This window comes from Streptomyces sp. CA-294286, from assembly GCF_050947155.1.
GTDB lineage: Bacteria > Actinomycetota > Actinomycetes > Streptomycetales > Streptomycetaceae > Streptomyces.
Window position 1 is genome coordinate 2018057 of sequence record NZ_CP192005.1, and the last position, 12077, is coordinate 2030133.

Here is a 12077-nt window from a genome sequence, read left to right on the forward strand (position 1 = left end):
ACCCGGCCGGGTCAGACCGACATAACCAAGCCGGCCGACCCCAATCCCCGCTCCCGGAGGGTATTTCCGTGCCGGCTGGAACGCTGTATCGCGGCCGGGAAGGCATGTGGTCCTGGGTGGCTCATCGAGTCACCGGCGTCCTCATCTTCTTCTTCCTGTTCGTACACGTCCTCGACACCGCTCTCGTCCGCGTCTCTCCCGAGGCGTACGACGATGTCGTGGCCACCTACAAGACCCCGCTCGTAGCGCTGCTCGAATACGGGCTCGTCGCCGCCATCCTGTTCCACGCGCTGAACGGCCTGAGGGTCATCGCCGTGGACTTCTGGTCCAAGGGCCCCCGCTTCCAGAAGCAGATGCTCTGGACCGTCATGGGCATCTGGATCGTGCTGATGGTGGGCGCCCTGTACCCCGTGCTCGGTCACGCCGTACGCGAAGTCTTCGGGAGCTGAGACAACACATGTCCACAGAGACCTCTTCCGCAGGCGTCGGCCCCGTCGAAGGCGTGAGCCTCTACGACGTCGACAACCCGGCGCCCGTCATCGAGCCCCCGCGCAAGCGCACCTCGAAGTCCCCCCGTGCCACCCGCACCAACTTCGAGCTGTACGGCTGGCTGTTCATGCGGCTGTCCGGCATCGTGCTCGTGGTCCTCGTCCTCGGCCACCTGCTGATCCAGCTCGTGCTGGACGGCGGCGTGTCCAAGATCGGCTTCGCCTTCGTGGCCGGCCGCTGGGCCTCGCCGTTCTGGCAGGCCTGGGACCTGATCATGCTGTGGCTGGCCATGCTGCACGGCGCCAACGGCCTGCGTACCGTCATCAACGACTACGCGGAGAAGCCCAAGACGCGCTTCTGGCTGAAGAACCTGCTGTACACCGCCACGGTGTTCACCGTCCTTCTGGGCACGCTGGTGATCTTCACCTTCGACCCGAACATCCGCTAGGCCCGGGGCTGAGGCAACCACTCATGAAGATTCACAAGTACGACACCGTCATCGTCGGCGCCGGTGGCGCGGGCATGCGCGCGGCCATCGAGTCGACCAAGCGCAGCCGCACCGCCGTGCTGACGAAGCTCTACCCCACGCGCTCCCACACGGGCGCGGCGCAGGGCGGCATGGCCGCGGCGCTGGCGAACGTGGAGGAGGACAACTGGGAGTGGCACACCTTCGACACGATCAAGGGCGGCGACTACCTGGTCGACCAGGACGCCGCCGAGATCCTGGCGAAGGAGGCCATCGACGCGGTCCTCGACCTGGAGAAGATGGGCCTGCCGTTCGGCCGCACGCCCGGGGGCCAGATCGACCAGCGCCGGTTCGGCGGTCACTCCCGCAACCACGGCGAGGCCCCCGTCCGCCGGTCCTGCTACTCGGGCGACCGCACCGGTCACATGATCCTCCAGACCCTCTACCAGAACTGCATCAAGGAGGGTGTGGAGTTCTTCAACGAGTTCTACGTCCTCGATCAGCTCATCGTGGAGGAGGACGGCGTCAAGAAGTCCGCGGGCGTCGTCGCGTACGAGCTGGCCACCGGTGAGATCCACGTCTTCCAGGCCAAGTCGGTCATCTACGCCTCGGGCGGCACCGGCAAGTTCTTCAAGGTGACCTCCAACGCGCACACCCTGACCGGTGACGGCCAGGCCGCGTGCTACCGCCGCGGGCTGCCGCTGGAGGACATGGAGTTCTTCCAGTTCCACCCGACGGGCATCTGGCGCATGGGCATCCTGCTGACGGAGGGCGCCCGCGGTGAGGGCGGCATCCTCCGCAACAAGGACGGCGAGCGCTTCATGGAGAAGTACGCGCCGGTCATGAAGGACCTCGCGTCCCGTGACGTCGTCTCCCGCTCCATCTACACCGAGATCCGTGAGGGCCGCGGCTGCGGTCCCGAGGGCGACCACGTCTACCTCGACCTCACGCACCTCCCGCCGGAGCAGCTCGACGCCAAGCTCCCGGACATCACCGAGTTCGCGCGTACGTACCTGGGCATCGAGCCGTACACGGACCCGATCCCGATCCAGCCGACCGCGCACTACGCCATGGGCGGCATCCCGACGAACGTCAAGGGTGAGGTCCTCCGCGACAACACCACGGTCGTTCCCGGTCTGTACGCCGCCGGTGAGGTCGCCTGCGTCTCGGTGCACGGCGCGAACCGCCTGGGCACCAACTCGCTGCTCGACATCAACGTCTTCGGCAAGCGGGCCGGCATCGCCGCCGCCGACTACAGCCACGGGAGCGACTTCGTCGAGCTGCCGGAGAACCCGGCCCAGCTCGTCGTCGACCAGGTCGAGCGGCTGCGCAACTCCACAGGCACCGAGCGCGTGGCCGCGCTGCGCACGGAGCTGCAGGAGACGATGGACGCCAACGTGATGGTGTTCCGCACCGAGCAGACGATCAAGACGGCCGTCGAGAAGATCGCCGAGCTGCGCGAGCGCTACCTGAACGTGTCCATCCAGGACAAGGGCAAGCGCTTCAACACCGACCTGCTGGAGGCCATCGAGCTGGGCAACCTGCTCGACCTGGCCGAGGTCATGGCGGTCTCGGCCCTGGCGCGCAAGGAGTCCCGCGGCGGTCACTACCGCGAGGACTTCCCGACCCGCGACGACGTCAACTTCATGCGCCACACCATGGCGTACCGCGAGGTCGCGGCCGACGGCTCCGAGTCGATCCGGCTCGACTACAAGCCGGTCGTCCAGACCCGCTACCAGCCGATGGAGCGTAAGTACTGATGGCTACCCCCACCCTGGAGAAGACGTCCGGCAAGGGCGCGCCCGAGCCCGGCTTCGCCGACTCTCCGTACATCAAGGTCACCTTCCGCATCCGCCGCTTCAACCCCGAGGTGTCCGAGGACGCCGAGTGGCAGGACTTCGAGGTCGAGATGGACCCGAAGGAGCGTGTCCTCGACGCCCTGCACAAGATCAAGTGGGACCAGGACGGCACGCTCACCTTCCGCCGCTCCTGCGCGCACGGCATCTGCGGCTCGGACGCGATGCGGATCAACGGCAAGAACAGGCTCGCCTGCAAGACGCTGATCAAGGACATCAACCCGCAGAAGCCGATCACGGTCGAGGCCATCAAGGGCCTGACGGTCCTCAAGGACCTGGTCGTGGACATGGAACCGTTCTTCCAGGCCTACCGCGACGTGATGCCCTTCCTGATCACCAAGGGCAACGAGCCGACGCGCGAGCGGCTGCAGTCCCCCGAGGACCGCGAGCGCTTCGACGACACCACCAAGTGCATCCTGTGCGCCGCGTGCACGTCCTCGTGCCCGGTGTTCTGGAACGACGGCCAGTACTTCGGCCCAGCGGCGATCGTCAACGCGCACCGCTTCATCTTCGACAGCCGTGACGAGGGCGGCGAGCAGCGGCTCGAAATCCTCAACGACAAGGACGGCGTGTGGCGCTGCCGCACCACGTTCAACTGCACGGACGCCTGCCCGCGTGGCATCGAGGTCACCAAGGCGATCCAGGAAGTCAAGCGCGCGCTGATCACGCGCCGCTACTGACCTTCCGCAGCACCGCAGGAGACGCACCGTACCGCGCGCCGCACGCGACGCGCGGTACGGGAAGGGCCCCGGCCCCCGGTCGCACACCGGGGGCCGGGGCCCTTCCGCGTCACCCCGCGCCCCTACAGCCGGTGCAGCTCCCACAGCCGCCAGATGCCCGTGCCGTCCGACAGGTACTGTGCGCCGCCGACCTTGTTGCTGCTCAGCACGTAGTCCTTGGTCTGCCACAGCGGCAGCAGCGGCACGTCCTCGGCCACGATGCGCTGCATCGCCTTGAAGTCGCCGACCGCGTCCGAGCGGTTGGAGGCGCCCTGGGTGCGGATGATGAGCTTCTCGATGTCGGGGTTGTGGTACTCGTTCGCGTTGCTGTTGCCCTTGCCGACGAGCGGCTGGCTGTAGTTGTCGGGGTCCGGGAAGTCGGCGACCCAGCCGACGTTGTACGCGTCGTACTTGCCGGCCTTGTAGTCCGCCTGGAAGTCGTCCCAGACCTTCCGCTCGACGAGTTCCACCGCGAAGAGGCCGCCCAGCTCCAGCTGCGCCTTCAGCTCCTCCGCCTCGGGCCTGGTCGCACCGCCCGTGGCGAATCCGAGCGAGAACTCCACCGGGAGCCGCACGCCCGCCTTCCGCAGCTCCGCCCTCGCCTTCGCGAGGTCCGGCTTGGGGGCCCGGTCGAAGAAGGGCGTGCCGTGGGCGAGGACGCCCTTGGGAATCACGTCGTACAGCGGGTCGACGGTGTTGTGGTAGACGTCGATCGCCAGTTTCGGCCGGTTGACCAGGTACGACACGGCCCGGCGCACGGACGCGTCCTCGAATGCCGAGCCCTTGCGGACGTTGAAGACCATGTTGCGGATCTCGGTCGCCTCCACCTCGCTGATCCGCACGCTCGGGTCACCGACGGCCAGGTTGGCGAGCATCTTGGGCGGCAGCTGGCGGTGCGTGATGTCGACCTCCTTGGCCTCCCACGCCTTCTGCAGTTCCTCGGACTCCGCGTAGTAGTGCACGTCGATCGGCGCGCCGACCTTCGCCACGGCCCCCCGGTACGTGCCGCTCGGCACGAGGCGGGCGAGTTCGCCCTTCTCGTACGAGGCCATGGCGTACGGTCCGGAACCGTCCACCCCGGGGTCCTTGCGCTCGCCCTGCGCCGGGTACTTCGTACGGTCGACGATCGACCCGCCGCCCGAGGCGACCTTGAACGGGAAGGTGGCGTCGCCGGTGTGCAGGTTGAACGTCACCGTCTGCCCGCTCACGGACACCGACTTCAGCGACGTGAACAGGGAACGCGGGCCCACGTCGGGCTCGTTGCGCAGCATCCGGTCGAAACTGAACTTCACGTCCTCGGCGGTGAGCTTGTTCCCGTTGGAGAACTTCAGGTCGTCGCGCACCTCGCACTGGTACGTCATCAGCTTCTGTCCGACGAACCGGCAGCTTCCCGTCTTCGCCGCGTCCTCGGTCGGCGTGGAGGAACCCGTCTTCAGCGTCAGCAGCGACTGGAACACGTTGCTGTACAGCGCCCAGGAGCCCGCGTCGTACGCGTAGGCCGGGTCCAGTGAGGTCGACTTGTCCGTCGTGCCGACGTTGATCGCCTGGACGTCGCCGTCGTCCGACGCCGGGAGGAGCTGCCACCCCCCGACGGCTGCGGCGGCGACCACGCCCGCCGCGACGACGACACGCAGACGCACGGAACCCATCGACGGCATAGTGCCTAGCTCTCCTTGCAGTACCCCCACCCAGGGACGGCGGAAGTCCACACGCCCGTCCCACGATTCGTTCACCTAATCACACGAATTAGGCCCATGGAAGGGGCGATTCTTTCGCAAGTGACGCATGTAGGCACAGATTCGGTGGGGAGTTGATCGCCTGGGGGCAGAATTGCGATGTCAGAGCACGTCTCCGCGCGGAGACGTCGGCATCGTCGCCACAGGGGGCAAGTCATGGACGTGGCCGGTCTGTTCATCTTCGGAGCGGGTCTGCTCTGGACGGGCGCGACGGTCCACCTCGTGAAGAACCACGTCGCGAAGGGCGGCCTGGGGCGCAATGCGGCGATCGGCATCCGGACCAGGGCGACCACGTCCTCGGACACCGCGTGGGAGGCGGGCCACGCGGCCGCTGCTCCCCTGCTGACGGCCACCTGCCGGACGGCGTACGCGGCGGGCGCGCTGACGTGGGTGTCGGTCCTCGTACTGGTGCTCAGCGACAGCGGGACCCCCGTGGTCGTCGCCCTGCCCGCGGGCGGGACCGTCGCGGTCCTCGTCCTGCTCTCGGCGGCGGCGCGCCGGGCGAACGCGGCGGCACGCGCGGCCGGGGACGCGGACGGCCGGCCGGGCCCGTAGGCCGCCCTGCTCGGGCCCGGCCCTGGTTCGCCCTTGCGGGTGCGCGCGCCGTCAGGCCCGGAGGGAGGCCAGCTGGACGAGGGTGATGTCGGCGGGGGCTCCCACCCGGACCGGCGGCCCCCAGGCGCCCGCGCCGCGGGTGACGTACAGCTGGGTGTCGCCGTACCGGTCGAGACCGGAGACGGTGGGGTTGGCGAGGGCGGCGACGAGGTTGCCGGGCCAGAGCTGGCCGCCGTGGGTGTGGCCGGAGAGCTGGAGGTCCACCCCGTGGCGGACGGCCTCGTGGATCTGCACGGGCTGGTGGGCCAGTAGGACGGCGGCACGGGTGCGGTCGCGGTCGCCCAGCGCCCGGCCGAAGTCCGGCCCCTGGCCGGTGGGTTCGCCACCGATGTCGTTGACTCCGGCCAGGTCGAAGGCGGGCAGGGCCGTACGGGCGTTCTCCAGGGGGCGCAGGCCCAGTTCGCGGACGTGGGCCAGCCACGGGGTGACGCCCGCGTAGTACTCGTGGTTGCCGGTGACGAAGAAGTTGCCGTCGCGGGAACGGAGTCCGGCGAGCGGTTCGGCCGCACGGCCGAGGTCCTCCACGCTGCCGTCGACCAGGTCGCCGACGACGGCCACCAGGTCGGGCTGGGTGGAGTTGACGGCGTCGACGATGCGCTGGGTGTGGGCGCGACCGAGGATCGGCCCCAGGTGGACGTCGCTGACGACGGCTATGCGGTAGCCGTGGGCGGAGCGGGGGAGCTTGGCCAGGGGGACGGTGACGCGTTTGACGCGGGGCCCGGAGAGGACGTTGTGCGCGCCGTATCCGACGGCGCCCACCGCGGCGGTCGCGGCGGCGGCTCCGACGGCCCGCGAGAGGAAGAGGCGGCGACTCGGAGCGGGCCGGGGGGCGGGGGCGGGCGTGGCGTCCGGGGCGGGATCGGCGGCCGGGGCGGCGGGTGCGGCGGCCTTCGGCGGGCTCTGACGGCGCAGCAGGACCGCCCGGACGAGTTCACCGACGAGGAGGGCCAGGGTGAGGTACAGGAGGAGCGCCAGCCATAGGTAGCCGGGCCAGGCGACGAGTTGCTGGAGCCGGAAGGGGACGCCCGCGCGGGCGGAGACGAACGCGCCGAGGGAGAGGAGGGGCAGCACGCTGATCGCCACCGTGCCCGCGCGGCGGATGCGCCGGCCCCGTACGGAATCGGTCGTCGTGTCGCGGACCAGACGCAACCAGACGTACCGGTGGACCGCGGCGAGCAGGGCGAGTACGCACAGAAGGATCAGGACGGCCACCACGGTCACGGGAATCCCCTACGCCTTTTCGCGCCGCAAGGTGCGCACCGAACGGAACCCGATCACGCCGATGCCCGTCCCCAGAAGAAAGGACGTCACGGCGAGCAGCAGGTGGACCCAGAAGTACCCGGTCGGGTCACCGGCGTCGTCGAAGGCGAGGCCGCTCCCGTCCTTGATCAGGTTTTTGACGAAGGTGACCCAGATGAACCAGCTCCACACGCCGAAGGCGAGCAGGAACCAGGACAAGGAGCGGTTGAGCTTCATGGGGCCAGTATCGCCGTCGGGCCTCCTCCCCCTGGCACGGGGGGCGGAGGGCCGTGGGGCGGGCGGTGCGGGAGGGCTTGGGCTGTCCCGGCGGCTGTTGCGGCGGGTCCGTACCGCGCTGACGGCGCCGACGGGTGCGCCCTGTACGTTCTCGTCCGTGTCTGCCGTGAAACGGACCGCGCTCGCGGTCGCCTCCGCCGCCCTGCTGCTGCCCACGCTCGTCGTTCCGGTGACGGCCGCTCATGCCGACGACAAGAAGCCGGTGTCGGACAACAAGCCGAAGCCGCCGCCCGTCATGTCGACGGTGGGCGGGGAGCGGCTGGGGAAGCCCGGCACGCAGGTGAACCTGGCGCCCGGCGTTCCCGTGCTGCCCAAGGCGCTGTCGGGGCGGTCGTGGATCGTCGCGGACGCGGAGAGCGGGCAGGTGCTGGCCGCCCACAACGCGCACTGGCGCCTCGCCCCGGCGTCCACGCTGAAGATGCTGTTCGCGGACACGGTGCTGCCCCGGCTGCCCAAGGACCAGACGCACACGGTGAAGCCGGAGGAGCTGACTGGGATCGGCTCGGGGAGCAGCGCCGTGGGGGTGAAGGAGAACCACACCTACAAGGTGCACGACCTGTGGCTGGGCGTGTTCCTCCGTTCGGGGAACGACGCCGTGCACGTGCTGACGGCGATGAACGGCGGGCTGGCCAAGACCGTCAAGGACATGAACGCGCACGCGCGCGAACTCCAGGCCGTCGACACGAAGGTCGTCTCGCCCGACGGGTACGACGCGCCGGGGCAGGTGAGCAGCGCGTACGACCTCACGCTGATCGCCCGCTCGGGCATGCAGAAGAAGGACTTCCGGGAGTACGCGTCCACGGTGCGCGCCCGGTTCCCCGGCGGGATGAAGGACGGGAAGCGCGAGGACTTCGAGATCCGGTCCACCAACCGGTTGCTGACCGGGGACGGGGTCGAAAGTCCGTACCCGGGCATCGCGGGCGTCAAGAACGGCACCACCACCCACGCCGGCTCCACCTTCACCGGGGTCGCCCAGAACGGTGACCGGGTCCTGCTGGTCACGGTGATGAACCCGCAGTCCGACGAAAGGCATGCCGTCTACCAGGAGACGGCCCGGCTGTTCGACTGGGGGTTCGCGGCGGCGGGGAAGGTCAAGCCGGTGGGCGAGCTGGTCCCGCCGAGGTCCGCGGACCTCCGCTCGGGGAAGAACGCGCCGCCGCCCGGCAAGTCCGCCAAGAGCCCCGCCCCGGTCCAGCTGGCCTCCGCCGAGAGCGGGTCCAGCGGGATGGGCATCGCGCTCGCGGTGGCGGGCGGGGTACTCGTGGTGCTGGCGGGAGCGGTGTTCCTGGTCAATCGGCGGTGGCCGGTGCCCGCCCTGTCGCGTCGGACGCCCCGGCGCTGACGGCGGGCTTCTCCTTGGAGGCGTGCGGCGCCGCCGTCCAGGCGGCGCAGCACAGCATCAGTTTGGCGGTGAAGTTGATCCACAGCAGCAGGGCCACGGGGACGCCGAAGGCGCCGTACATGCTCTTGGACGCCACTCCGCTCATGTAGCCGCCGAGCAGCATCTTCAGGAGTTCGAAACCGACCGCGCCGATGAGGGCGGCGGTGATCAGGCGGTGGCGTTCGGGGTGAACGCCGGGCAGGAGGGTGAGGACGTAGAGGAGGAGCAGGAAGTCGGCGGCGACGGCCACCAGCAGGGCGGCGATCCGCAGCAGTACGCCGCCCGCGCCGCTCTCCGGGATGTCGAGGGTGCGGGCGGTCCAGCCGACCGCGGTGGAGCCGACGGTGGAGGCCAGCAGCGAGCCCAGGCCGGTGCCGCCGAGGCCCAGGAGCACGAGGGCGTCCTTGGCCTTGCGCAGGACCGGGTTGCCGGTGTCGGCGTCGTCCAACTGCCAGACGGCGCGCAGGCACTCGCGCATCGAGCCGACCCAGCCGATGCCGGTGAACAGCAGCAGCGCGCCCGCGACGAGACCGACCGTGCCCGCGTTGGCGATGAGCGCGTCGATGTCGAGCTGGTCGGAGATGCCGGGAACCTGTTCGGCGATGCTGCTCTTGATGTCGCGGATCTGCTGATCGGAGAGGAAGGCCGCGCCGACCGCCGCCGCGACGGTGATCAGGGGGAAGAGGGCCAGGAAGCTGATGAAGGTGATCGCGGCGGCGAGCCTGCTCCAGTGCGCCCGGTCGAGGGTTTCGTACGTGCGCCAGGCGTGCGTGCCCATCAGGCGCGTGACGAGCGGCCCGATGAGGGGGAGGTTCTTCAGCCAGTCCATGTCCCTGAGGTACCTGCCTGTCGATGTGTGCGGAAAACCAGGGTTCTCGTACCCCAGAAACGGAGGCAGGTCGCGAGGGCCATGCCGATGACGGACCCGGAGAGCGCGTCGGCGCGGGGGGACGTCAGGCCGAGGCCGTGGTGGGAGACGGCGAGGCACGCCAACTGGACGGCCGCGCCCGCCGCGTTGACGGCGAGGAAGACGCCGTACCGGCGGAGGCGGGAGTCCGCTGCCGCCCGGTCCCCTGCGGCGCTGTGCCGGTAGGTGCCCAGGGCGTTGCCCGCGTACGCGACCGTGCATCCGGCGAGGAAGCCGACGGCCTTCGCGGCGAACGGGTCCCAGTCCAGGGGGCCGCGCAGCCAGACGAAGAGGGCGAGGTCGACGAGGTAGGCGCAACCGCCGACGGCGGCGAAGGAGCGCAGTTCGGACCAGTCGGGTTTCCTGCGGGGCAGACCGGTTCCGGCCTCGGCTGCGACACCTGGCCCGAGTCGGGTCGGCTTCTGTTTCTCGCGGGTCGTCACAGGCCGGCGACCGCCAGTGCGTACAGGGCCGTCCAGAGGAGTCCGATGAGCTGGAGTCCCCGGTCGCTCAGGACGACGTCCTCGGGGGCGCCCGCGGTGCCCCGGTCGGCGAAGACCGCGTACCTGAGCACTCCGGCGATGAAGCCGATCATGGAGATCTCGCGCCAGGGCAGCAGGGCGCCCTCGCCCGCCCCGCCGCGCTCCAGGGCCCAGAGGCAGTAGCCGAGGACGGAGACCCCGGCCGCCAACTGCCAGACGAAGCGCAGGTAACCGGTGGTGTACTCGCTGAGCAGGGCACGGGTGGTGCCCCTGTGGGCGCTGTCGGCCAGCTGCACTGCTTCGGAGTAGCGCTTGGCGGAGACCATGAACAGCGCGCCGAAGCCGGTGGTGATCAGGAACCAGCGGGAGAGCGGAATGCCGAGGGCGACGCCGCCGATCATCGCGCGCATCAGGAATCCGGTCGTGACGACGACGAGGTCCACGACCAGGACGTGCTTGAGGCGCAGGCAGTACGCCATCTGCATGACGACGTAACAGGTGAGGAGTGCCGCCGTGAGGGGGTTGCAGAGGAGGGCCGCGGCCGTGGGGGCGGCGACGGCCAGGACGGCGCCGGTGGCGTGGGCGACCGGCACGGGTACCTGACCGGCGGCCACCGGACGGCGGCACTTGGTGGGGTGCGCCCGGTCGGCCTCGGCGTCGAGGGCGTCGTTGATCAGGTAGACGGCGGACGCGGCGGCCGTGAACAGGAGGAACACGAGGGTGAGTTGGACGGCTGCGTGGGCGGAGAAGAGTTCGCCGGCGGCGGCCGGTGCGGCGAGGACCAGGCCGTTCTTGATCCACTGGCGGGGGCGCGCGGTGCGCAGCAGGCCCAGCGGGAGGGCGAGCGGGCGCAGGGCGCGGCGCTGCGGGGGGAGGGCGGTGGCGGACGCCTCCGGCCCACGGCCCGGCTGCTCGTCGCGTCGACCCTGCGCGTCCTGCGCATCCTGCGCGTCCTGCGGGTCCTGCCTTGCGTGCGGGTCCTGCCTTGCGTGCGGGTCCTGCCTTGCGTGCGGGTCCTGCCTTGCGTGCGGGTCCTGCCTTGGGTGCGGGTCGTGCGCGTCGTGCGTGCCCTGCCTGGCGTGGCGCTCCTGCCGCTTGTCGTGGTGGGCCTGCTCGTCGCGTCGGCCCTGCGCGGCGTGCGGGTCCTGCGCGGCGTGGCGCTCCTGCTGCTTCTCCAGGAGGGGGACGACGGTTGGCTCAGGCACCGGTGACCCCCCGTCCCGCGGCCAGCCACTTGGCTCCGAGGCCCGCGGTCAGTCCGCCGAGCAGTGCGCCGGCGGCGACGTCGCTCGGGTAGTGGACGCCGACGACCAGACGGGAGACGCACATCGCGGCGGCCAGCGGCGGCACGACCTGCCGGGCGAAGGGGCCGAGGGCGCCGAGGGCGACGGCGGCCGCCGCGGCCGAGGCGGCGTGCGAGGAGGGGAAGGAGTGCCGGCCGAGGGTCTTCACCAGCGGCTGGTGGGCGGGGAGCCGGGGGCGGGGCCGGCGCACGGTGCGCTTGACGCCCATGCTCACCGCCTGGGCCGCGGCGATCAGTGCCGTACCGCGCAGCCAGGCCCCGCGCCGGTCGCGGTCGACGGCCGCGCCGGTCAGCCCGGCGGCGAGCCACAGCGCGCCGTGTTCGCCGCTGAAGGAGAGCGCACGCGCGGCGGCGGCCACCCTGGGGTCCGTTCCGCAGTCGCGCATCGCGGACAGCAAGCGGTGGTCCACTTCTCGCATCTGTCATCCCTCGGATCGGGTGGGCGTGGCCGGGGGGCGCACGTCAGGGGTGACTCTTGTCTACAAAAAGCAAATATTCATGACATTCCGCGGTGACACCCAATCAACCACCCGTTCCGCCGAAACAGGGTCCAACTCGGCGAAAAGCCGCATTCATCCGGATACCGT

The 12077-nt window shown here is 70.3% G+C and carries 13 protein-coding genes; 6 read left to right on the top strand and 7 right to left on the bottom strand.

Features of this window, described 5'->3' with window-relative positions; genetic code table 11:
• Nucleotides 1-68: 68 nt before the first annotated feature.
• From sdhC to ACQPZG_RS13585, 4 genes are read left to right on the top strand one after another with little or no spacing between them, the layout of a single operon-like run.
• Entirely contained in the window at nucleotides 69-449 is a 381-nt protein-coding gene (sdhC, locus tag ACQPZG_RS13570) for a succinate dehydrogenase, cytochrome b556 subunit (protein WP_185028233.1), read from the top strand.
• An 8-nt stretch (nucleotides 450-457) separates the two neighbouring features.
• Nucleotides 458-937, top strand: coding sequence for a succinate dehydrogenase hydrophobic membrane anchor subunit (locus ACQPZG_RS13575; RefSeq protein WP_433546059.1), 480 nt, complete (start codon nucleotides 458-460; stop codon nucleotides 935-937).
• Between the two features lie 23 nt (nucleotides 938-960).
• Nucleotides 961-2715 carry a succinate dehydrogenase flavoprotein subunit gene (sdhA, locus tag ACQPZG_RS13580; RefSeq protein ID WP_433546060.1) on the top strand — a complete coding sequence of 585 codons (1755 nt, stop codon included), beginning with the start codon at nucleotides 961-963 and terminating at the stop codon, nucleotides 2713-2715.
• The gene (locus ACQPZG_RS13585; RefSeq protein WP_433546061.1) at nucleotides 2715-3491 is read left to right on the top strand and encodes a succinate dehydrogenase iron-sulfur subunit; all 777 of its coding nucleotides are present in this window, start codon (nucleotides 2715-2717) and stop codon (nucleotides 3489-3491) included. The genes sdhA and ACQPZG_RS13585 overlap by 1 nt, the downstream gene beginning before the upstream one ends.
• 122 nt (nucleotides 3492-3613) lie before the next feature.
• Here the strand turns inward: ACQPZG_RS13585 and ACQPZG_RS13590 are convergent, their stop codons facing one another.
• Complete coding sequence (locus tag ACQPZG_RS13590) at nucleotides 3614-5179, bottom strand: ABC transporter substrate-binding protein (protein ID WP_433546062.1); 1566 nt, start codon at nucleotides 5177-5179, stop codon at nucleotides 3614-3616.
• Nucleotides 5180-5422: 243 nt separating this feature from the next.
• On the opposite strand from ACQPZG_RS13590, the gene ACQPZG_RS13595 reads away from it, so the two are divergent.
• Nucleotides 5423-5821: an SdpI family protein gene (locus ACQPZG_RS13595; RefSeq protein ID WP_433546063.1), complete on the top strand. Its 399-nt coding sequence runs from the start codon at nucleotides 5423-5425 to the stop codon at nucleotides 5819-5821.
• 51 nt (nucleotides 5822-5872) lie between these two features.
• Here the strand turns inward: ACQPZG_RS13595 and ACQPZG_RS13600 are convergent, their stop codons facing one another.
• Entirely contained in the window at nucleotides 5873-7102 is a 1230-nt protein-coding gene (locus ACQPZG_RS13600; RefSeq protein WP_433546064.1) for a metallophosphoesterase, read from the bottom strand.
• Between the two features lie 9 nt (nucleotides 7103-7111).
• Complete coding sequence (locus ACQPZG_RS13605; protein ID WP_229923337.1) at nucleotides 7112-7357, bottom strand: SCO4848 family membrane protein; 246 nt, start codon at nucleotides 7355-7357, stop codon at nucleotides 7112-7114.
• A 157-nt stretch (nucleotides 7358-7514) separates the two neighbouring features.
• Between ACQPZG_RS13605 and ACQPZG_RS13610 the strand changes: the two genes are divergently transcribed.
• The gene (locus ACQPZG_RS13610; RefSeq protein WP_433546065.1) at nucleotides 7515-8759 is read left to right on the top strand and encodes a D-alanyl-D-alanine carboxypeptidase family protein; all 1245 of its coding nucleotides are present in this window, start codon (nucleotides 7515-7517) and stop codon (nucleotides 8757-8759) included.
• Here the strand turns inward: ACQPZG_RS13610 and ACQPZG_RS13615 are convergent.
• From ACQPZG_RS13615 to ACQPZG_RS13630, 4 genes are all read right to left on the bottom strand, one after another.
• Complete coding sequence (locus ACQPZG_RS13615; RefSeq protein WP_433546066.1) at nucleotides 8707-9627, bottom strand: YihY/virulence factor BrkB family protein; 921 nt, start codon at nucleotides 9625-9627, stop codon at nucleotides 8707-8709. The two genes, ACQPZG_RS13610 and ACQPZG_RS13615, sit on opposite strands and share 53 nt — an antisense overlap.
• Nucleotides 9615-10079 carry a GtrA family protein gene (locus tag ACQPZG_RS13620; RefSeq protein WP_433549392.1) on the bottom strand — a complete coding sequence of 155 codons (465 nt, stop codon included), beginning with the start codon at nucleotides 10077-10079 and terminating at the stop codon, nucleotides 9615-9617. Before ACQPZG_RS13620 ends, ACQPZG_RS13615 begins: the two co-directional genes overlap by 13 nt.
• A 65-nt stretch (nucleotides 10080-10144) precedes the next feature.
• Entirely contained in the window at nucleotides 10145-11041 is an 897-nt protein-coding gene (locus ACQPZG_RS13625; RefSeq protein WP_433549393.1) for a decaprenyl-phosphate phosphoribosyltransferase, read from the bottom strand.
• Nucleotides 11042-11384: 343 nt separating this feature from the next.
• Complete coding sequence (locus tag ACQPZG_RS13630; RefSeq protein WP_433546067.1) at nucleotides 11385-11909, bottom strand: phosphatase PAP2 family protein; 525 nt, start codon at nucleotides 11907-11909, stop codon at nucleotides 11385-11387.
• Nucleotides 11910-12077: the final 168 nt, after the last annotated feature.